Source organism: Streptomyces sp. NPDC050504, from assembly GCF_044458065.1.
In the GTDB taxonomy this organism is placed as follows: Bacteria; Actinomycetota; Actinomycetes; order Streptomycetales; family Streptomycetaceae; genus Streptomyces.
On record NZ_JBITHO010000002.1, the window covers coordinates 1,132,264 to 1,154,159 of the forward strand.

The following is a 21,896-nucleotide window of genomic DNA, read 5'->3' on the forward strand; positions in this document are numbered from 1 at the left end:
GCCGAGGAACAGGGGGCCACCCCCGCGTGCGCGGGGACCACTTCCCGCGCTTCACGACCTTGCAGCGGCACGCGGGACCACCCCCGCGTGCGCGGGGACCACGACGTGATCTGGGAGAAACACAACGGCAGCGGGGGACCACCCCCGCGTGCGCGGGGACCACCCACCGTCCTGACGCGTGATGGACTGAACGCAGGGACCACCCCCGCGTGCGCGGGGACCACCTGGAGGCGGACCCCGATCAGGGCTATTTCCGCGGACCACCCCCGCGTGCGCGGGGACCACAGGAGCTGACCAGGCACGTTAGTCGAGCCGACCCCGGTTTTTACTCACTTTGAGAGAAACGGACATTCCTCGCCCTTCTGGCTCAGGCAGTGGGATGCATGGTGAGCATGCCCGTCTCTGGCGGGAGGTGCGATAGGTATCCGTGATCCGGTCTCAGTTGTGGTCTCAATCCGTTCTGAATTCCGCGTTCGGGGGAGTTCGCTTGTGTCGTGCGGGCCTTCTGGTCTGCGGTGGGTCTGGGCCGTCCCTGGGCCGTCAAGCGACGCCCACCAGTGCCCGCCAATGACCAACGATGACCGCTACTCCGCAGGTCAGACCCTGCGGTGCCGAGATCTCCGCAGGGCCGTCCTTGGTCTCGCCACTTCCTGCGCAACAAGAAGCAGGAGTGGGAGGAGTACCGCAGCGAGGTCACGGCCTTCGAGCTGCGGAAGAACCTGCCGGTGCTGTAGGCGTGGGGAAGCCCCGGGCGCCTGGTGGAACACCAGGCGCCCGGGGCTTCGTCGTGTCAGGACCGGTGGGGCTGGGCGAAGCGGATCATGTTGCCCGAGGGGTCGCGGAAGGCGCAGTCGCGGACTCCGTACGGCTGGGTCACCGGCTCCTGGAGGACCTCCGCGCCCGCCGCGCGGATGTGTTCGAAGGTGGCGTCGCAGTCCTCGGTCGCGAAGATGACGCCGCGCAGCAGGCCCTTGGCCAGCAGCTCGTCCATGGCCTTGCGGTCCTCGGGCGCCGCGTTGGGGTCCGCGAGGGGCGGTTCGAGGACGATGTCGACCCCGGGCTGCGCGGGTGCGCCGAGCGTCACCCAGCGCATGTCCGCGTAGCCGACGTCCTTGCGGACCTCCAGGCCGAGCACGTCGCGGTAGAAGGGGACCGCCGTGTCGTGGTCGGAGGTGGCGATGAAGCACTGCGAGAGCGTGATGTCCATGTCCTCCACGCTACGAGCGGGGCTCCGGCTTCGCTTCTCCGTTCCTGACCGGTCGCGTGTAGATCTTGGCGATGCACGCGGGGACCGCCGAGTCCGCCCCGTGGTCGCGGGCCCGGTACGCGCTCGGGCTCTCCCCGACCAGCTCGGTGAAGCGCGAGCTGAACGACCCCAGTGACGTACAGCCCACCTCGAAGCAGACCTCCGTCACCGACAGGTCGCCCCGCCGCAGCAGCGCCTTCGCCCGCTCGATGCGGCGCGTCATGAGGTAGCTGTACGGCGTCTCGCCGTACGCGGCGCGGAAACTGCGCGAGAAGTGGCCCGCCGACATCAGGGCGACGCGCGCCAGCGCGGACACGTCGAGCGGCTCCGCGTACTCGCGGTCCATCAGGTCGCGGGCCCGGCGCAGCCGGGCGAGGTCCTCCAGGTTCACCTGCTTCACCCGCCCACCTTCGCACAGCGCCCGCGCCGTAGGGTGCCCGCATGGCGAAGGCGACGGTGCGGGCGACGGTACGGGTGTGGCACGAGGAGGAGGGGTGGGGCGTCCTCGACTGCCCCGAGACTCCCGGGGGCTGCTGGGGGCACTACTCGAACATCGAGGCGGCGGGGTTCCGGACGCTGACCCCGGGGCAGACCGTGGACCTCAGGTGGGAGGCGCCCGGCTTCCGGCAGGACGGGTACGAGTACCGCGCACTGCTCATCGTGCCCCGCCCCGCCTGATGCCGGGCGGGACCCGGCCCGACGCGTTCGTGATCCGTCGAGCCGGGTCCCGCAGTCCCGTCCAGCCGCCCGGTCAGCTGCCCGAGCCGCCCGTCCAGCGGCCCGGCTAGCCGCCCAGCGGCGTCCAGCGCAGCTGTCCGTCCAGGCCGATCACCGCGACGCCCGCGGGCGTCGCCGCCGGGGCGCCGACGAACAGGCCGCCCCCGGTGGCCGCGCGCCAGCGCGGGACCGTGGCGAGCAGGCCCGTCGTGGACCGGGCGCCGGCCACGCCGTTCCCCGTGACGGCGGGCGGGCCGAAGCCGCCAAGGCCGGGCGTTCCCGCTGCCGTCACCGGCGAGGGGCGGCCGTCGGTGAGCAGCGCCGTGCGCAGGTCGCCCGAGTCCGGCTTGCGGAACCAGATCCGCACCCCCGCGCCCTCCGCCGCCCCGCTCAGCGCCAGCGTCGTCCTCGGCAGGCCCGTGGCGGCCGGGGCCGCGGGCAGCGGGGCGCCGGGCTTCGGCTGCGCCCAGGTCAGCACCGTGCCGGTGGTCGCCGCGAAGACGTGCGCCCGGCCCTTGGCGTCGGTGACGGCGAGCGGGTCGCCCTGGAGGTCGCCGTCGCCGCCCAGGTTCCGCCAGCCGGACCAGCCGCCGCCCGTGCGCTGCGCGGCGCTCGCGAGGCGGTGCTCGCCGTCGCGCAGGGAGACGGTGAGCAGGCCCTTCGCGTCCGCCGTCGCGGCGGGCGCGCCGAAGGACGTCGAACCGCCGGGCGCGCCCAGCGAGCGCCACGCGCCGAACGGCCCGCCGGGAGCGCTCTGGGTGCGCACCACCACGTCGCGGTGGTACTTCCCGGTCGCCGCGTCGGCCGCGGTGCGGGTGCCCAGCACCGCGGCCCTGCCGTCCGGCAGCCGCACGGCCGTGACCCCGCTGTCGAGGCCGCCGCCCGGCAGCAGCTCGGGGCCCTTCCAGGCCCCGTCCGACGGGGCCTTGCGCCACACCGCGAGCTTCTGGTCCAGGACGCCGTACGCGGTCAGTGCGCCGCCCTCGCCGGGCAGCACCCAGCTCGTGGACTCGCCCCGGGTGTAGCGGATCGTCTTCGTCCAGCCGTGCCCGGTGGGCCGCGCGGCCACCTTGCGGTCGCCGCAGCCCGCCTTCGACCGGCAGTGGTCGGCGGGCGCGTCCATCCAGGCGTACGTCTTCATGGTGCGCAGCTTCGCCTCGGCGGCGGCCCTGTCCAGGGTGTGGGGGAGGGCGCTGGTGTAGTAGCCGAGGTAGTTCTGCACGGTGAAGCGCGGATGCCCGGGGGACGCGGCGTACCGCGCGATCGCCGCCTGCGCGAAGCGGGCGCCGTACATGTGGTCCTGGTGGTCGTTGAGCTTCCCGCTCTTGGGGTTGTTCCCGGGCGTCGGGTCCTGCATGCGGATGTGCGTGGGCCGGAAGCGCTGCATGAGGCCGGCGACGGTGGCGACGACCTCCTGGCGGTCGTACGCGAAGGAGGAGGTGACCGGGGAGCCCGACGCCAGCTGCGACTTCAGCTCGCCGACCCGGCCGTCCCACAGGCCGCGCAGGCTGCGCGGGCGGTCGCCCGAGATCGAGCCCGCCTCGTGCAGCTGCACCCACACCAGGCTGATCCGCGGCTTCGCCTTGAGGACGTCCAGCTCGGCGGTGCCGCCGCCCGCCGTGCGGATCGCGGTGCGCTTCCAGGGGCTGGTGCGGCTGCCCGTGGCCATCTCGGCGTACGCGGCGCGGATGCCGTTCTGCCGGGCCTCGGCGTACTTGGCCTTGTCGGCGCGGGGCTTCGGCTCGTCGTCGCGGCGCGCGTTGACCCCGTCGGACTCGCCCGCGGTGAGGTAGACGGAGGTCAGGGTGGCGCGGGGGTCGGTGAGGGTGCGGTGGGTGTCCGGGTTCATGAAGAACAGGTCGTCGTCGGGGTGCGCGACGACCTGCATCACGGCCGCGCCGGGGCCGGTGCGCAGGGGCTGGACGGGGGCGTCCTGCTGGGGGCGGTGCGTGTGGCGGTGCGAGGAGGAGGCGGGGTCCGCGCCGCGCAGGTTCACGACGAGCGCCCCGCCGAGGACCGCGGCGAGGGCGGCGCTCGTGGCTATGAGGGTGCGGCGGGTGCGGGCGGGTCTGCGGCGGCGGGGCGTACGGGGTGCGCGGGGTGCGTGGGGCGGGGTGGGTGGCATCGGGGTTCCGGTCTTGTGCGGGGTCGGATCTTAGGACGATCCGTGAAGAAGACGGGGATTTTGAGGATGCGGTTCATCGGGGCGGGGCGCGCGTCGGGCGGGGCGCCCGGGGGTGGGGCGGGCTTCCTCGCGGGGTGCCCGTTGCCGGGGGCGCCGTCTTTTCGCCTGCGGCGGGCAAGGCCCCTCCCCACCCCTTCCCGAAACCCTCCGGGGGCCCTGCGGGGCGGTGGTGGGCTGGTCGCGCAGTTCCCCGCGCCCCTGACGGGGCGCCTGTGCTGAACGGCCCCGCCCCGCACAGGCGGGCAACGGGGCCAAGACGGGTGCCCCGCCCGCCGCAGGCGTGAGGCGGCGTCCTCTTTCGGGCCGCTCCCGATAGGCTCGGCCCCGGGCGATCACGTTGAGCGGAGGTCACGGGGATGACGGTGCCTGGGCGCAGAAGCAGTACGTTCACCCGCCTGCTCCGGCACGGCTTCACGGACCCCTCGTCCGCCGAACGCTTCCTGGAGTCCCCGGCCCTCGACGAGGTCCGCACCGACCCCGTCCTCCTCGACGCGCTCGGGGCCACCGCCGATCCCGACCTCGCCCTGCGCGGCCTCGTGCGCCTCGCCGAGGCGCAGGAGGCGCAGGACGGGGCCCGGGGCGGCGACGAGCACCGCGCCCTGCTCGACACCCTCGTCAGCGCCAAGCCCCTGCGCGACCGCCTCCTCGGCGTGCTCGGCGCCTCCGAGGCCCTGGGCGACCACCTCGCGCGGCACCCCGCCGACTGGCAGGCCCTCGTCACGTACGAGTCGGCGGACCTCCACCCGGGCGTCGCGGAGTTCGAGCGCGGGCTCGCCGACGCCGCCGACCCCGTCGCGCTGCGCGTCGCGTACCGCCGCTGCCTGCTCACCATCGCCGCCCGCGACGTCTGCGGCACCACCGACGTCGCCCAGACCGCCGCCGAGCTGGCCGACCTGGCGACCGCGACCCTGCGCGCCGCGCTCGCCATCGCCCGTACGGCGGCCCCCGACGACGCGGCGGCCTGCCGCCTCGCCGTCATCGCGATGGGCAAGTGCGGCGGCCACGAGCTTAACTACGTCTCCGACGTCGACGTGATCTTCGTCGCGGAAGCGACGGACGGCGTCGACGAGGGCAAGGCGCTGCGCGCCGCGACCCGCCTCGCCTCGCACCTCATGCGGATCTGCTCCGAGACCACCGTCGAGGGCGTCATCTGGCCCGTCGACGCCAACCTGCGGCCCGAGGGCCGCAACGGGCCCCTCGTCCGCACCCTCTCCTCCCACCTCGCCTACTACCAGCGCTGGGCCAAGACCTGGGAGTTCCAGGCACTGCTCAAGGCCCGGCCCGTCGCGGGCGACCTCGCGCTCGGCGCGGAGTACGTCGAGGCCCTGGCCCCGCTCGTCTGGCAGGCCGCCGAGCGCGAGAACTTCGTGCCCGACGTGCAGAAGATGCGCCGCCGGGTCGTCGACAACATCCCCGCAGCGCACGTCGACCGCGAGCTGAAGCTCGGGCCGGGCGGGCTGCGGGACGTCGAGTTCGCCGTACAGCTGCTCCAGCTCGTGCACGGCAGGAGCGACGCCACGCTGCACAGCGGCTCGACGCTGGAGGCGCTGGCCGCGCTCGCCGCCGGCGGCTACGTGGGCCGCGCGGACGCCGCGCAGCTCGACGAGGCGTACCGCTTCCTGCGCACCATGGAGCACCGCATACAGCTGTACCGGCTGCGCCGCACCCACCTCGTCCCCGAGGAGGAGGCCGACCTGCGGCGCCTGGGCCGCTCGCTCGGCCTGCGCAAGGAGCCGGTCGCCGAACTGAACCGCGCCTGGCGGCGGCACGCCTCCGTGGTGCGCAGGCTCCACGAGAAGCTGTTCTACCGGCCGCTGCTGGACGCCGTCGCCCAGCTCGCGCCCGGCGAGACCCGGCTCTCCCCGAAGGCCGCGGGCCAGCGCCTGGAAGCACTCGGGTACGCCGACCCGGTCGCGGCCCTGCGCCACCTGGAGGCGCTGTCCTCCGGCGTCAGCCGCAAGGCCGCGATCCAGCGGACCCTGCTGCCCGTGCTGCTCGGCTGGTTCGCGGACTCCGCCGACCCGGACGCCGGGCTCCTCGGCTTCCGCAAGGTCTCCGACGCGCTCGGCAAGACGCCCTGGTACCTGCGGCTGCTGCGCGACGAGGGCGCCGCGGCCGAGAACCTCGCCCGCGTCCTGTCCGCCGGGCGCCTCGCCCCCGACCTGCTGCTGCGCGCCCCCGAGGCCGTCGCCATCCTCGGCGACCCCGAAGGTCTCGTGCCGCGCGACCGCGACCACCTGGAGCAGGAGGTGCTGGCCGCCGTCGGCCGCGCCGACACCGCGGAGGCGGCCGTCGCGGCGGCCCGCGGGGTGCGGCGCAGGGAGCTGTTCCGTACGGCCGCGGCCGACCTGATCGGCTCGTACGGCACGGAGGACAGCCCCGCCGAGTCCGATCCCGGCGCGCTCGTCGACCGCGTCGGCGGCGCCGTCACCGACCTCAACGCCGCGACCCTCGCGGGCGCGCTGCGCGCCGCCGTGCGCGAGCGGTGGGGCGACACGCTGCCCACCCGCTTCGCCGTCATCGGCATGGGCCGCTTCGGCGGCCACGAGCTGGGCTACGGCTCCGACGCCGACGTCCTCTTCGTCCACGAGCCGCGCGAGGGCGTCGACGAGCAGGAGGCGGCGAAGGCCGCGAACACCGTGGTCACCGAGATGCGGCGGCTGCTCCAGCTGCCCACCGCGGACCCGCCGCTGCTCATCGACGCCGACCTGCGGCCCGAGGGCAAGAGCGGGCCCATGATCAGGACCCTCAAGTCGTACGAGGCGTACTACCGGCGCTGGTCCCTCGTCTGGGAGTCCCAGGCCCTGCTGCGCGCCGAGCCCATGGCGGGCGACGCGGACCTCGGGCGGCGCTTCATCGAGCTGGCCGATCCGCTGCGGTACCCGGTGGAGGGGCTCGGCGAGGACGCCGTGCGCGAGATCCGGCGGCTGAAGGCCCGCATGGAGACCGAGCGCATGCCGCGCGGCGCGGACCCCACGCTCCACACCAAGCTGGGGCGGGGCGGGCTGAGCGACGTGGAGTGGACCGTCCAGCTGATGCAGATGCGGCACGGGTGGGCGGAGCCGGGGCTGCGGACCACCCGTACGCGGGACGCGCTGGCCGCGGCGCACGCGGCGGGGCTGATCCCCGCGGAGGAGGCGCAGATCCTCGACGAGGCGTGGGTGCTGGCCACGCGGGTGCGCAACGGGGTGATGCTGGTGCGCGGGCGCGCGGGGGACACGTTCCCCTCGGACGGGCGGGAGCTGGCGGCGGTGGGGCGGTACCTGGGGTACGAGCCGGGGCACGTCGGGGACATGCTGGACGACTACCGCCGCATGACGCGGCGGGCGCGGGCGGTCATGGAGACGTACTTCTACGGGGCGTAGCCCTCACGGGGTCCGTTGCCCGGGGGCGTCGTCCTTTTCGCCTGCGGCGGGCCCCCGCGCCCCTAGAAGGGGCCCGCGTCCTCCGGGAAGCGCGGCAGGCTCCCCGGGTACGCGCCGTACCAGTAGCGGCTCACCGCGATGCCGAACGCGAGGCAGAGCAGGCCGCCCACCGCGTCCAGCCAGAAGTGGTTCGCCGTCGCGACGATCACGACCAGGGTCGCCACGGGGTAGAGGAGGCCCAGGACCCGGGCCCAGGGGACCTTGGCCATCGCGAAGATCATGAGGCCCGCCCACGTCGACCACCCGATGTGCATCGAGGGCATCGCCGCGTACTGGTTCGACATGTTCTTCAGGTCGCCCGACGCCATCGAGCCCCACGTGTGGTGGACCAGCACCGTGTCGATGAAGTCCTGCCCGGTCATCAGCCGGGGCGGGGCCAGCGGGTACAGGTAGTAGCCGACGAGGGCGACCGCGGTGGTCGCGAAGAGGACCGTGCGGGCCGCCGCGTACCGCCCGGGGTGCCACCGGTAGAGCCAGACGAGGACGCCGATGGTCACCACGAAGTGCAGCGTGGCGTAGTAGTAGTTCATGCCGACGATCAGCCATGTCACCGAGTTCACGGCGTGGTTGACCGACTCCTCGACCGCGATGCCGAGCGACTTCTCCACCGACCAGATCCAGTCGGCGTTGCTCAGCGCGGTCGCCTTCTGCTCCGGCACCGCGTTGCGCACGAGCGAGTACACCCAGTAACTGACCGCGATGAGGAGCACTTCGAACCAGATGCGCGGGCGCCGGGGCACACGGAACCGGGCGAGCCGGCCGGTGACGATGGGTGCCGGAGCGGCCTTCGCGCGGCCCTCCGGTGTCTGTACGGTCGTTTCACCCATAGGGTCAGATTCTGCCAGACGGGTACCGCCCGGCTGTTCATACCTGAGTCGGATTTGCCCCCCCGCTCCGCTGCCGCGCGACGCGCGGACAGGAAGCGGTTGAACCGCGAACGACCAGTTCGGGCATGAAGACGAACTCGCTGTGCGGGGCCGGGGTGCCCCCGATCTCCTCCAGGAGCGTGCGGACCGCGGCCTGCCCCATCGCGGGCACCGGCTTGCGGACCGTGGTCAGCGGCGGATCGGTGAAGGCGATCAGCGGGGAGTCGTCGAAGCCGACCACCGAGACGTCGTCCGGCACCTCCAGGCCCCGCTGCCGCGCCGCCCGTATCGCGCCCAGCGCCATCATGTCGCTGGCGCACACCACGGCCGTGCAGCCCCGGTCCATCAGCGCCGAAGCCGCCGCCTGACCGCCCTCCAGGGTGTACAGGGAGTGCTGGATCAGCTCGGTCTCTATCGTCGCCGCGTCCAGCGCCAGCTGGTCCCCGACCGCCGCGACGAACCCCTCGATCTTGCGCAGCACGGGCACGAAGCGCCTGGGGCCCAGCGCCAGGCCGATCCTGCTGTGCCCGAGCGACACCAGGTGCGTCACCGCCAGGCGCATCGCCGCCCGGTCGTCGGGCGAGATGAAGGGCGCCTGGACCCGCGGCGAGAAGCCGTCCACGAGCACGAAGGGCACGCCCTGGGCGCGCAGCTGCTCGTAGCGGTTCATGTCCGCCGAGGTGTCGGCGTGCAGGCCCGAGACGAAGATGATCCCGGAGACCCCCCGGTCCACCAGCATCTCGGTCAGCTCGTCCTCGGTCGAGCCGCCCGGCGTCTGGGTCGCCAGGACCGGGGTGTAGCCCTGCCGGGTCAGCGCCTGTCCGATGACCTGGGCGAGCGCGGGGAAGATCGGGTTCTCCAGCTCCGGGGTGATCAGTCCGACCAGTCCGGCGCTGCGCTGGCGCAGCCGCACCGGACGCTCGTATCCGAGTACGTCCAGTGCGGCGAGAACGGACTGGCGGGTGGTCGCGGCGACACCCGGCTTTCCGTTGAGGACGCGGCTCACGGTCGCTTCGCTGACCCCCGCCTGGGCTGCGATGTCGGCCAGTCGTGCGGGTGCGGTCACGGGATGCGACTGTACCGGGCGCATCTCAGACTGCCCACCAGACGCAGGTCTCGCCGGGGACGCGGGCGCTGCCGCCGGAGAACTCCAGCGCGGCGGTGGCGAGCACCGGGCGCCCGGGGACGGGGAGTTCGACCTCGGCGGCGGTGGTGTTGAGCGTGCACACCAGTCCGGGGCGGCCGAAGACGAGGACGCCGTCGGGGCCCTCCAGCCAGGTCATCTCGCCGTCGCCGAGGCCCGGCAGCTCCTTGCGCAGGGCCAGCGCCGAGCGGTACAGCTCCAGCGTGGAGCGCGGGTCGCCGCTCTGCGCCTCGGCCGACAGGGCCTTCCAGGAGTCGGGCTGCGGCAGCCAGGAGCCGCCGGGCCCGAAGCCGTACGGGGCCTCGGTGCCGGACCACGGCAGCGGCACGCGGCACCCGTCGCGCATCCCGTCCTGCCCGTCCCCCCGGAAGAACGCCGGGTCCTGGCGCGCGCTGTCGGGCAGGTCGGTCACCTCGGGCAGGCCCAGCTCCTCGCCCTGGTAGACGTACGTGGAGCCGGGCAGCGCCAGGGTGAGCAGCGCCGCCGCGCGGGCCCTGCGCAGGCCCTGCTCGCCGCCGCCGTAGCGGGTGGTGTGCCGCACGACGTCGTGGTTGGAGAGCACCCAGGTGGTGGGCGCGCCGACCGAGCGGGTCGCGGCCAGCGACCCGTCGATGACGGTGCGCATGGCGGCGGCGTCCCAGTCGCAGGTCAGGAACTGGAAGTTGAACGCCTGGTGCAGCTCGTCGGGGCGCACGTACAGCGCGAGCCGCTCCGAGGTGGGCGCCCAGGCCTCGGCGACGCCGATGCGCTCGGGGCCGTAGCTCTCCAGCAGGGTCCGCCAGGAGCGGTGGATCTCGTGGACGCCGTCCTGGTCGAAGAAGGGCAGCGTCTGCGCGCCGATCATCTTCGCCTGCTCGCTGGCCCCGATGTCGGGCAGTCCGGGCGCCTTGACCATGCCGTGCGCGACGTCGATGCGGAAGCCGTCGACGCCCAGGTCGAGCCAGAAGCGCAGGATCGCCTCGAACTCCTCGCGGACCTTCGGGTTCTCCCAGTTGAGGTCGGGCTGCTCGGAGGCGAACAGGTGCAGGTACCAGTCGCCCCGCCCGGTGCGGGTCCAGGCCGGGCCGCCGAAGACGGACTCCCAGTCGTTGGGCGGGAGTTCGCCGCTCTCGCCCTTGCCCGGCCTGAAGTGGTACAGGTCGCGCTCGTCCCCTCCGGCGAGCGCGGCCCTGAACCAGGCGTGCTGGTCGGAGGTGTGGTTGGGCACGACGTCGACGATGACGCGCAGGCCCAGGCGGTGGGCCTCGCGCACCAGGTCGTCGGCGTCCTGGAGGTCGCCGAAGAGCGGGTCGACGGCGCGGTAGTCGGCGACGTCGTAGCCGCCGTCGGCCTGCGGCGAGGCGTAGAACGGGGTGAGCCAGACGGCGTCCACGCCGAGGTCGGCGAGGTACGGCAGCCGCTCGCGGATGCCGCGCAGGTCGCCGATGCCGTCGCCGTCGCTGTCGGCGAAGGAGCGCACGTACACCTGGTAGATGACGGCGTCGCGCCACCACTCGCCCGCCGGTGCGGAGGACTGGTCGCGGAGGGTGGGAGCGAGCTCCTGGGTCATGTACGTGTTCCCTACGTTACGTTCGAGGAAGTGCCGTTACGGGGTCAACGCGTCGCGGCGCGGACCGGATACGAGGTTCGGGCTCCGAGCCCTTCCCCGCCTGCGTCAGCCCTTGGTGCCGCCCGCCGTCAGGCCGGCCACCAGGTGCTTCTGGGCGAAGAAGAAGAGCAGCCCGGCCGGGACCATGATCAGGACCGAGGACGCGGTCATCAGGCCCCATTCGGCGCGGTGCGGGCCGACGAAGGTCTGGAGCCCCACCGCGAGCGTGTACTTCTTCTCGCTGCTCATGAAGGACGTCGCGAAGGCGACCTCGCCCCAGGCGGTGAGGAAGGTGTAGAACGCGGTGACCGCGAGGCCCGGCCTGGCCAGCGGGACGACCAGCCGCCAGAAGGTGCCGAACGGGGTCAGCCCGTCGACCCGGCCCGACTCGTCGATCTCGGTGGGGATGGTGTCGAAGTACCCCTTGAGCATCCACGCGCAGAACGGCACGGACACCGAGCAGTACGTGATGATCAGGCCGCCGTACGAGTCGAGCAGGCCGAGCTTCCCGAGGATGTTGTAGAGCGGCACGATCAGCACGGCCACCGGGAACATCTGGCACAGCAGGAAGGACCACATCAGCGGGCGCATGCCGGGGAAGCGCATCCGCGACACCGCGTACCCGGCGCTCGCCGAGATGAAGACGCCGACGAGCATCGTGCCGCCCGCGATGACCGCCGAGTTGAGGAACCAGGTGGCGAACTCGGTGTCGCCCAGCACGTGGCGGTAGTTGGCGAGCGTGAAGCCCTCCATCTCCGTCGGGTGCGTCCAGCCGTTCTCGCCGCGGATCGACACCAGGACGATGAAGGCGATCGGGAACAGCGCGATCAGGGAGGCGACGACCAGGGTGGCGTGCAGTGCGAAGGACGCCGCGGGGGAGCGCTCGCCGCGCGCACGGATCTTGACGGTGCTCACTTGGCGGCCTCCTGGCGTTCGAGCATCCTGCGGTAGAAGACGGAGAAGACCAGCAGCAGGGAGAGGATCACGATGCCGTACGAGGCGGAGCCCGCGTAGTCGCGCACGCCCTGGAAGGCGAGCCGGTAGGCGTACGTCACCAGGATCTCGCTCTCGGTGCCGCCCGCCTGGCCGATCACCAGGTAGATGATCGGGAACATGTTGAACGTCCAGATCGTGCCGAGCAGGATCACGGTCGAGGAGACCGGCTTGAGGCCGGGGACCGTCACGTTCCAGAACCGCTGCCAGGCGTTCGCGCCGTCCATCTCGGCGGCCTCGTGCAGCTCGCGCGGGATGGACTGGAGGCCGCCGAGGATGGCGACCATCATGAACGGCACGCCGAGCCAGGTGTTGACCGCGATGACCGAGAGCTTCTGGATCGTCGGGTCGCCGAGCCAGTCGACCGCGCCGATGCCGACCTTGCCGAGCAGCGCGTTGAGCACGCCGTTGTCGGTGTTGTACATCAGCTTCCAGGCGAAGGCGGCGACGAACGCCGGGACCGCCCAGGGCAGGATCAGCAGCACGCGGTAGACCGAGCGGCCGCGCATCTTGCGGTTGAGCAGCAGCGCGAGGCCGAGGCCGATCGCGTAGTGCAGGAAGACGCAGGAGGCGGTCCACAGGACCGTCCAGGTCAGGCGCGGGTAGAACGAGCCCTCCTGGCCGGAGAGGATGTTCCAGTAGTTGTCGAGCCCGACGAACTCGTACGACGCCGGGACCTCGAAGTCACCGATGGTGCGGCCGATGTTGGCCTCGTTGGCGTCGGTGAAGGAGAGGTAGATGCCCCGGCCGAGCGGATAGCCGACGAGGACCGCGAGGACGACGACCACGGGCAGGACCATGGCCCACGCGTACCAGTGGGTGGCGAAGGACCTTCGGGTCCTGGCTATGAGGGTGCTCATCGTTCTCCGTAAGGCGTACGGCGGTGGTGCTCGGCGGGGTCGTGCGGACCGGTTCGGCCGGCCGGGCGCGTGGGGCCTGTCCCACGCGGAGCGGGGAAGAGGTCCCCCGACCGGCCGAACCGGAGACTGTGGGCGGGCCGCTGGAGCCCGGTGCCCGTACGGCGGGTCAGCCGCCGATCTCGTAGTCCTTCAGGAGCTTGTCCTTCCACTCCTTCGCCAGGCCGTCCAGCCCGTCCTTGGGCGACTTGTCGCCGCGCAGGATCTTCACGTAGTGCTGGTCGAACGCGACGAAGAGGTCGCCGACGCCGGGGATCACCGGGCGGGACTTCGCGATCGTCAGCGCCTGCTGGAAGGCCTTCTTCGCCGGGTCGGCGGTCACGGCCGGGGTGTAGGCGGACTTGCGCGTCGGGAGGGTGTTGATCTCCTTGGCGGTGAGCTCCTGGCTCTTGGCGGAGGCCATGAACTTCACGAAGAGGTACGCCGCGTCCTTGTTCTTCGAGCCGCGGTAGACCGAGTAGTTGTGGCCGCCGATGGGGGCCGCGGCCTTGCCGGAGGGGCCCGCCGGGATGTTGGCGATGCCGAGGTTGGCCTTGTCCTTGAAGGCCTTGCCGCTGTAGTCGTCGGAGACCGACCACGGGCCGTTGATCACCATGGCGACCTTGCCGTCCTTGAAGGACGTCTGGGCCGCGACGTAGCCGTCGGTGGACGCGGGCTTGAGCGCCACGTCGCCCTTGGTCAGCTCGACCGCGGTCTCCATGCCCTTGACGGCCTCGGGGGAGTTGACCGTGATCTTCTTGCCCTCGACGTCGAGCATGTCGGCGCCGGAGCCGTAGAGGAACGGCAGCGAGAAGTAGCCCTCGGGGTTCAGCTGGGTGCCCGCGACGCCGGTCTTCTGCTTGATGGTCTTCGCGGTGGCGACGAACTCGTCCCAGGTGGCCGGCGGCTTGGTGATTCCGGCCTTCGCGAAGATCTCCTTGTTGTAGAGCAGCCCGAGGGTGTCGGTGACCTGCGGGACGCCGACCGTCTCGCCCTTCCACTTGGCCGTCGACAGGGGGCCCTCCATGAAGTCCCCGGGGTTGTCGAGCGCGGGGGTGCCGTCCAGCGGCTGGAGGTACCCGAGGTTGGCGAACCCGGCCGACCAGCCGACGTCCGTGCGGATGACGTCGGGGGCGCCCTTGCCGTTCTGCGCGGCGGTCTTGAACTTCTGCTCGGCCTGGTCGAAGGAGACCGGCGTGCGCTGGACCTTGATCTTGGGGTACTCGGCCTGGAACTGCTTCACCAGCTTGTCGTACGTGGGGCCCTCGGCCTCGTTCGACGTGTCCCACCAGGTGATGGAGCCGCTGACGCTCTGCGGGTCCTCGGCGGCCTTCTTGCCGCTGCTGTCGCTGCTGCCGCCGTCACTGCCGCAGGCGCCGACGGTCAGGGCCAGGGCGCCGACAAGAGCGACGCCCGATATTCCCCTGATGCCCTTGATGCGCATCTTGATCTCCTCGTTGAGGTCAGGCCCCGCCTGTCCTCGGGCTGGGCTGCTGCGGCGTGAAGTTAACAGTCCTGCAAGAGCTTGCGAAAGACCTTGCAAGAAGAAAACGGCCGGGTTTCCAGGTTGTAACCTCCCCGTGTCCTGAGGGTTGACGCCGGAGTGGGCGCCTCCTACGGTCTGCTGCACGGCGGGCCGCTGGCTGGATGTGAACGGCTTGCTGCAAGATCTGCAAATAGCTGCAAAGAACTGCAAGAGCCTTTCGGGCACGGCGCGTTGTCTTGCGAGGCCGCTTTCGTTTCCGCACTCCGTCACCAGGAGACTCCGTCCCCAGGAGGAAACATGGTCAGCAGCAGGCCCCTGGCCGCCGCGCTCGCCCTGGCGCTGGGCGCGGCCCTGGCCGTCGCGGCGCCCGGCGGCGCCGCGACGGCCGCGCCGCCCGGACCGAAGGACGTCACGGCCGTGCTCTTCGAGTGGCGCTTCGACTCCGTCGCCAAGGCGTGCACCGACCAGCTCGGCCCGGCCGGCTACGGCTACGTCCAGGTCTCGCCCCCGCAGGAGCACGTCCAGGGCGGCCAGTGGTGGACCTCGTACCAGCCCGTCAGCTACCGGATCGCGGGCAGGCTCGGCGACCGGGCGGCCTTCGGCCGCATGGTCGGCACCTGCCACGGCGCCGGGGTGAAGGTCGTCGTCGACAGCGTGATCAACCACATGGCGGCGGGCTCGGGCACCGGCACCGGCGGCAGCGCGTACGAGAAGTACCGCTACCCCGGCATCTGGTCCGGCGCCGACATGGACGACTGCCGCAGCCGGATCGGCGACGACTACGGCAACCGCGCCAACGTCCAGAACTGCGAGCTGGTCGGGCTCGCGGACCTCGACACGGGCGAGGAGTACGTGCGGAGCCGCATCGCCGCCTACCTCAACGACCTGCTGTCGCTCGGCGTCGACGGCTTCCGGATCGACGCGGCCAAGCACATGCCGGCCGCCGACCTCGCGAACATCAAGTCCCGGCTGACCGATCCCGGCGCGTACTGGAAGCAGGAGGCGATCCACGGTGCGGGGGAGGCCGTCTCCCCTGACGAGTACCTGGGCACCGGCGACGTCCAGGAGTTCCGCTACGCCCGCGACCTCAAGCGCGTCTTCAAGAACGAGAACCTCGCCTACCTGAAGAACTACGGCGAGGGGTGGGGGTACCTGCCGTCCGGGAAGTCGGCGGTCTTCGTCGACAACCACGACACCGAGCGCGGCGGCGACACCCTCAACTACAAGGACGGCGCGGACTACACCCTCGCGAACGTCTTCATGCTCGCCTGGCCCTACGGGGCGCCCGACGTCCACTCCGGCTACGAGTGGTCCGACCGCGACGCGGGACCGCCCGACGGGGGCGCGGTGGCGGCCTGTTGGCAGGACGGCTGGAAGTGCCAGCACGCGTGGCGCGAGATCTCCTCGATGGTCGCCCTGCGGAACGTCTCGCGCGGACAGCCCGTGACCGGGTGGTGGGACAACGGGGGCGACGCGATCGCCTTCGGGCGGGGCGACAAGGCGTACGTCGTCATCAACCACGAGGGCACGGCGATGACGCGGTCCTTCCGGACCGGGTTGCCCGGCGGGGTCTACTGCGACGTGCAGTCGGGGCGGGGGGTGGTCGTGAACGGGGACGGATGGTTCACGGCGACGGTCCCGGCCGGGACGGCGGTCGCGCTGCACGTCGGAGCACGGGGCTGCGCGGCGCCCTAGCGGGCGCGGGGTGGGTACGCGCGGCATCTGCCCCACCCTTGCGCAGTTCCCCGCGCCCCTGACGGGGCGCCTGTGCGGGACGACCCCGTTGCGCACAGGTGCGCCCCGATAGGGGCGCGGGGAACTGCGCGGCCAGCCGTCCACCGGCCCGCAGGGCACCACCCGCGCTCGGCGGGCTCGCCACCCCGCCCAGCCCCCGGCAGGGTTTCGGGAAAGGGCGGGTAGGGGACCGCCCCGCGCAGCGGCCCGCCCACTCACCTGCGCCCCACTCACCTGCGCCCACCCGTCTCAACCCACCCACCAACCCAAGGAGCCCACCCCCATGCCCAGCAGACCCCGGGCAACCCTCCTCATCGCCGCCCTGTGCGCAGCGCTCCTCCCCGTCGCCCCGGCCGCCGCCGCCCCGGCCCCCGGGGCGAAGCCACCGCCACCGCCCCCCTCCGACCGCGCCCTCGCGAGCGCCCCCGCCCGCCACGACCTCACCCGCGAGCAGTTCTACTTCGTCCTCCCCGACCGCTTCGCCAACGGCGACCCCGCCAACGACCGCGCGGGCATACCGGGCGACCGCCTCGCCCACGGCTTCGACCCCGCCGACAAGGGCTTCTACCAGGGCGGCGACCTCAAGGGCCTGACCCGGAAGCTGGACTACGTCAAGGGCCTCGGCACCACCGCCATCTGGCTCGCCCCGATCTTCAAGAACAAGCCCGTCCAGGGGAAGGGCAAGGACGCCTCGGCCGGCTACCACGGCTACTGGATCACCGACTTCACCCAGGTCGACCCGCACTTCGGGACCAACGCCGACCTCTCCCGCCTCATCGACGCGGCCCACGCCAAGGGCATGAAGGTCTTCTTCGACGTCATCACCAACCACACCGCCGACACCGTCGACTACGCGGAGAAGGAGTACGGCTACAAGCCCAGGGGCGCCTTCCCCTACCTCGACCCGCAGGGCCGCCCCACGGACGGGGCCAAGGGGGACGTGGACGGCGACTCCTTCCCGTACACCCCGAAGGCGACCAGCGACGAGAAGGTGCCCGGCTGGCTCAACGACCCCACGCTGTACCACAACAGGGGCGACTCCACCTTCGCGGGCGAGAGCGCCGAACTCGGCGACTTCTCCGGCCTGGACGACCTGTGGACCGAACGCCCCGAGGTCGTCGCGGGCATGGAGAAGATCTACGAGAAGTGGGTCCGCGACTTCGACATCGACGGCTTCCGCATCGACACCGTCAAACACGTCGACCTGGACTTCTGGACCCAGTGGGCCACCGCCCTCGACGCGTACGCCGCCGAGCGCGGCCGGGACGACTTCTTCATGTTCGGCGAGGTCTACGACTCCGACCCCGCGAAGACCGCCCCCTACGTCACCCGGGGCCGCCTCGACGCGACCCTCGACTTCCCGCTCCAGGACGCGCTGCGCGCCTACGTCTCCCAGGGCGCCGACGCGAAGCGCCTCGCCGGGGTGTTCGCGCAGGACTACCGGTACACCACCGACAAGGCCAACGCCTACGAGGCGCCGACCTTCCTCGGCAACCACGACATGGGCCGCATCGGCACCTTCCTCAAGCAGGACGACCCCCGCGCCGACGACGCGCGGCTCCTGCGCCGCGCCCGCCTCGCCAACGAGCTGATGTTCTTCTCGCGCGGCAACCCGGTGGTCTACTACGGCGACGAGCAGGGCTTCACCGGCGCGGGCGGCGACAAGGACGCCCGCCAGACCCTCTTCGCCTCCCGCACCCCCGACTACCTCGACGACGACCTGATCGGCACCGACCGCACCCACGCCACCGACGCCTACGACCCGACCCACCCCCTCTACCGGTCGATCGCTGAGCTGTCCCGCCTCACCAAGGCGCACCCGGCGCTGCGCGACGGCGTCCAGGAGGAGCGGTACGCGGACGGGGGCGTGTACGCCTTCTCCCGTACGGACGCGAAGGCCCGCGTCGAATACCTCGTGGCCGCCAACAACGGCGCCGACCCGAAGACCGTCCAGCTGCCGACTGGCTCGGCGGGCACGGACTTCCGGTACCTCTACGGCGGCGAAGGTACGGTCAGCAGCGGCGCCGACCGCAGGGCCACCGTCACCGTGCCCGCCCTCTCCAGCGTCGTCCTGCGCGCGGGCGCGCCCCAGGCGCCGCCCGCCGACCCGCCCGCGCTGACCCTCAAGGCCCCGGCGGCGGGCGCCACCGGCACCGTGGAGGTCTCCGCCGACGTGACCGGCGGACAGCTGAACCGCGTCGTCTTCGCCGCCCAGGCGGGCAACGGTCCCTGGCGGGTCCTCGGGTCCGCCGACCACGCCCCTTACAAGGTGACCCAGTACGTCGACGCGACGGTGGCCGCGGGAACCGCCCTGCGGTACAAGGCAGTCGTGGTGGACAGCCGAGGACGGACCAGCAGTGCGACCGCTTCGACCACGGCGGGCCAGGCCCCGCCGCCCGAGAAGCCCGTGGCGGTGGAGCGCACCCACGCCGTCGTGCACTACAAGCGCCCCGACGGCGACTACGACGGCTGGCAGGTGAAGGCGGGCGCGGCACGGGCGGCGTTCGGCGGGCGCGACGCCTACGGCGCCTTCGCCTGGGTCGAACTGCCCGAGGGCGCGAGCACCCTCGCGTACACCGTCGAGAAGGACGGCGTCCGCGACGGGCCCGAGCGCGTCGTGAACCTCGCCCGCACCGGCGAGGTGTGGATCGAGCGGGGCAAGGACGGCCAGGCGGACGCCGCGCCCGACGGCGCCCACCCGCCGCAGGACAGGACCAAGGCGGTCATCCACTACAACCGCCCGGACGGCGACTACGACGGCTGGGGCCTGCACACCTGGACCGGCGCCAAGGACCCCACCGACTGGGCCGGGCCGCTGAGGCCCGTCCGCACGGACGCGTACGGCGCGACCTTCGAGGTCCCGCTCGCACCCGGCGCCACCTCGCTCAGCTACATCCTGCACAAGGGCGACGAGAAGGACCTGCCGGGCGACCAGTCGCTGGCGCTCGGCACGTACGGCCACGAGGTGTGGCTGCTCGCCGGGCGGCCCGCGTACCTGCTGCCGCAGCTCGGCGGGACCTCCCTCGACCTCTCCAAGGCCGAGGCGCAGTGGATCGACGCCGACACCGTCGTCTGGAAGGTGAGGGCCACCAAGGACACCAGCCAGCAGCTCGTCTACTCCGAGAAGGGCGACATCGCCGTCGTGGACGGCGCGTTGACCACCGAGGGCCGCTGGCTGCGGCTCGGCCCGAGCACCCTCACCGACGCGCAGCGCGCCAAGTACCCGCACCTGAAGGACCATCCGGCGTTCACCGTCGACCCGCGCGACCGCGACCGGGTGCGCGGCGCCCTGCGCGGCCAGGTCGTCGCGACCCAGCGGGCCGCCAACGGCGCGCTCCTCGCCGCGACCGGCGTCCAACTGCCCGGCGCGCTCGACGCGTTGTACGACGCGCGGAACGCCCGCCTGGGGCCGGTCTTCGACCGGAAGGGCCGCCCCACGCTGTCCGTGTGGGCCCCCACCGCGCAGTCCGTCGCGCTCGAACTCGACGGCAGGACCGTGCGGATGAAGCGCGACGGCGCGACCGGCGTCTGGTCGGTGACCGGCCGCAGGAGCTGGACGGGCAAGCCCTACCGGTACGCCGTGAAGGTGTGGGCGCCCGGCGTCCGCGAGGTCGTCACCAACAAGGTCACCGACCCCTACTCCACCGCCCTGACCGCCGACTCCACGCACTCCCTCGTCGTCGACCTCGCCGACCCCGCACTCGCCCCCGAGGGCTGGCGGGGGCTGGAGAAGCCCGCCGCCGTGCCGCTGCGCGACGCGCGGATCCAGGAGCTGCACGTCCGCGACTTCTCGATCTCCGACCGCACCGCCAGGCACCGGGGCCAGTACCTGGCCTTCACCGACACCGCGTCGAAGGGCATGAACCACCTCAAGTCCCTCGCCGCCGCCGGGACCTCGTACGTCCACCTGCTCCCCGTCTTCGACATCGGCACCGTCCCCGAGAAGAAGTCCGACCAGCGGACCCCCGACTGCGACCTGGCAGCCTTCCCGCCCGACTCCGAAGAGCAGCAGGCCTGCGTCGCCAGGACGGCCGCCGCGGACGCCTACAACTGGGGCTACGACCCGCTGCACCACACCGTCCCCGAGGGCTCCTACGCCTCCGACCCGAACGGCACCCGCAGGACCGTGGAGTTCCGGCGGATGGTGCAGGGCCTGAACGGCGCCGGGCTGCGGACCGTGATGGACGTCGTCTACAACCACACCGTCGCCGCCGGCCAGTCCGAGAAGTCCGTCCTGGACCGGATCGTGCCCGGCTACTACCAGCGGCTGCTCGCCGACGGCTCCGTCGCCACCTCCACCTGCTGCGCCAACACCGCGCCCGAGCACGCCATGATGGGCAAGCTCGTCGTCGACTCGGTCGTCACCTGGGCCAGGGAGTACAAGGTCGACGGCTTCCGCTTCGACCTCATGGGCCACCACCCCAAGGCCAACATGCTGGCCGTGCGCCGCGCCCTGGACGCCCTGACCGTCGAGAAGGACGGCGTCGACGGCAAGGCGGTCGTGCTCTACGGCGAGGGCTGGAACTTCGGCGAGGTCGCCGACGACGCGCGCTTCGTCCAGGCCACGCAGAAGAACATGGCGGGCACCGGCATCGCCACCTTCTCCGACCGCGCGCGCGACGCCGTCAGGGGCGGCGGCCCCTTCGACGACGACCCGGGCGTGCAGGGCTTCGCCTCCGGCCTGTTCACCGACCCCAACTCATCGAAGGCCAACGGCAGCAGGGAGGAGCAGCGGGCCCGGCTGCTGCACTACCAGGACCTCATCAAGGTCGGCCTCACCGGCAACCTCGCCGACTTCCGCTTCACCGACACCAGGGGCCGTACGGTGAAGGGCTCGGAGGTCGACTACAACGGCGCGCCCGCCGGATACGCCGCCGAGCCCGGCGACGCCCTCGCCTACGCGGACGCCCACGACAACGAGACGCTCTACGACGCGCTGGCCTTCAAGCTCCCGGCGGCCACGTCCCCCGGCGACCGGGCCAGGATGCAGGTGCTCGCCATGGCGACCGCCGCGCTCTCCCAGGGCCCCGCGCTCTCCCAGGCGGGCAGCGACCTGCTGCGCTCCAAGTCCCTGGACCGCAACTCCTACGACAGCGGCGACTGGTTCAACGTACTGAACTGGGACTGCCGGGACGGCAACGGATTCGGCCGGGGACTGCCGCCCGCCGCCGACAACAGGACCAAGTGGCCCTACGCGCTTCCCCTGTTGAAGGACCCGAAGCTGCGGGCCGGATGTACGGAGATGACGGCCGCCTCGGCCGCCTACCGGGACCTGCTGCGGATCCGCACGACGGAGGGCGCGCTCGGTCTCGCGACGGCCGAGGCCGTCCAGCGGGACGTCTCCTTCCCGCTGTCGGGCACCGGAGAGACGCCGGGCGTCGTCCTCATGCGGGCGGGCGACCTAGTGGTGGTCTTCAACGCGACCCCCGAGCGGCGCACGGAGAAGGTGCCCGAGCTGGCCGGAAGGGCGTACGCGCTGCACCCGGTGCAGGCGGCGGGCGCGGACGCGGTGGTGAAGACCGCGCGCCACGAGACCGGGGCGGGCGCGTTCACCGTGCCGGCCAGGACGGTGGCGGTGTTCCGCGCGGCCCGCCGGTGACGGCGGACCGTAGGGTC

The 21,896-nt window shown here is 72.4% G+C and carries 12 protein-coding genes, 2 pseudogenes and 1 CRISPR repeat array (1 of these 15 running past the window's edge); of the genes and pseudogenes, 5 read left to right on the plus strand and 9 right to left on the minus strand.

Translation table 11 applies throughout. The features are described 5' to 3' along the window. Positions 1-286: direct repeats of the CRISPR family, unit length 29 nt; unit sequence GGACCACCCCCGCGTGCGCGGGGACCACC; it begins 305 nt to the left of the window's first position. Between the two features lie 298 nt (positions 287-584). Then, positions 585-734: pseudogene (locus tag ACIBNE_RS11030) on the plus strand (glutamine synthetase); the annotation flags it as partial. 56 nt (positions 735-790) lie between these two features. On the opposite strand, the gene ACIBNE_RS11035 reads toward ACIBNE_RS11030, so the two are convergent. Together ACIBNE_RS11035 and ACIBNE_RS11040 are read right to left on the minus strand one after the other, a co-directional pair. After that, the gene (locus ACIBNE_RS11035; RefSeq protein ID WP_399271173.1) at positions 791-1,207 is read right to left on the minus strand and encodes a VOC family protein; all 417 of its coding nucleotides are present in this window, start codon (positions 1,205-1,207) and stop codon (positions 791-793) included. 10 nt (positions 1,208-1,217) lie between these two features. Next, positions 1,218-1,637, minus strand: a complete 420-nt coding sequence (locus tag ACIBNE_RS11040) for a helix-turn-helix domain-containing protein (RefSeq protein ID WP_399271290.1) — start codon at positions 1,635-1,637, stop codon at positions 1,218-1,220. A 50-nt stretch (positions 1,638-1,687) separates the two neighbouring features. Between ACIBNE_RS11040 and ACIBNE_RS11045 the strand changes: the two genes are divergently transcribed. Beyond that, complete coding sequence (locus tag ACIBNE_RS11045) at positions 1,688-1,924, plus strand: cold shock domain-containing protein (protein ID WP_399271174.1); 237 nt, start codon at positions 1,688-1,690, stop codon at positions 1,922-1,924. 106 nt (positions 1,925-2,030) lie between these two features. Here ACIBNE_RS11045 and ACIBNE_RS11050 read toward each other — a convergent pair whose 3' ends face one another. Continuing rightward, positions 2,031-4,088 (minus strand): PIG-L family deacetylase, encoded by a 2,058-nt coding sequence (locus ACIBNE_RS11050; RefSeq protein ID WP_399271175.1) that lies wholly within the window; start codon positions 4,086-4,088, stop codon positions 2,031-2,033. Between the two features lie 416 nt (positions 4,089-4,504). Here ACIBNE_RS11050 and ACIBNE_RS11055 point away from each other — a divergent pair, with 416 nt between their 5' ends. Beyond that, positions 4,505-7,513, plus strand: coding sequence for a bifunctional [glutamine synthetase] adenylyltransferase/[glutamine synthetase]-adenylyl-L-tyrosine phosphorylase (locus ACIBNE_RS11055; protein WP_399271176.1), 3,009 nt, complete (start codon positions 4,505-4,507; stop codon positions 7,511-7,513). A 62-nt stretch (positions 7,514-7,575) separates the two neighbouring features. On the opposite strand, the gene ACIBNE_RS11060 is transcribed toward ACIBNE_RS11055, so the two are convergent. The 6 genes from ACIBNE_RS11060 to ACIBNE_RS11085 form a co-directional block, all read right to left on the minus strand. Beyond that, positions 7,576-8,400 (minus strand): phosphatase PAP2 family protein, encoded by an 825-nt coding sequence (locus ACIBNE_RS11060; RefSeq protein WP_399271177.1) that lies wholly within the window; start codon positions 8,398-8,400, stop codon positions 7,576-7,578. Positions 8,401-8,437: 37 nt separating this feature from the next. Continuing rightward, positions 8,438-9,529 carry a LacI family DNA-binding transcriptional regulator gene (locus ACIBNE_RS11065; RefSeq protein WP_399271178.1) on the minus strand — a complete coding sequence of 364 codons (1,092 nt, stop codon included), beginning with the start codon at positions 9,527-9,529 and terminating at the stop codon, positions 8,438-8,440. 1 nt (position 9,530) lies between these two features. Next, a complete protein-coding gene (locus ACIBNE_RS11070) occupies positions 9,531-11,132 on the minus strand; it encodes a glycoside hydrolase family 13 protein (protein WP_399271179.1) in 1,602 nt (533 codons plus the stop codon). A 105-nt stretch (positions 11,133-11,237) separates the two neighbouring features. Continuing rightward, positions 11,238-12,086, minus strand: a complete 849-nt coding sequence (locus ACIBNE_RS11075; RefSeq protein WP_399271180.1) for a sugar ABC transporter permease — start codon at positions 12,084-12,086, stop codon at positions 11,238-11,240. Then, a complete protein-coding gene (locus tag ACIBNE_RS11080; protein WP_399271181.1) occupies positions 12,083-13,024 on the minus strand; it encodes a carbohydrate ABC transporter permease in 942 nt (313 codons plus the stop codon). Before ACIBNE_RS11080 ends, ACIBNE_RS11075 begins: the two co-directional genes overlap by 4 nt. A gap of 166 nt (positions 13,025-13,190) precedes the next feature. Continuing rightward, positions 13,191-14,504, minus strand: a complete 1,314-nt coding sequence (locus ACIBNE_RS11085) for an extracellular solute-binding protein (RefSeq protein WP_399271182.1) — start codon at positions 14,502-14,504, stop codon at positions 13,191-13,193. Between the two features lie 339 nt (positions 14,505-14,843). Here ACIBNE_RS11085 and ACIBNE_RS11090 point away from each other — a divergent pair. Then, positions 14,844-16,232: pseudogene (locus ACIBNE_RS11090) on the plus strand (alpha-amylase family protein); the annotation flags it as partial. A gap of 331 nt (positions 16,233-16,563) precedes the next feature. Further along, on the plus strand, positions 16,564-21,879 hold the full coding sequence (gene pulA / locus ACIBNE_RS11095) for a pullulanase-type alpha-1,6-glucosidase (RefSeq protein ID WP_399271183.1): 5,316 nt from the start codon (positions 16,564-16,566) through the stop codon (positions 21,877-21,879). Positions 21,880-21,896 lie beyond the last annotated feature (17 nt).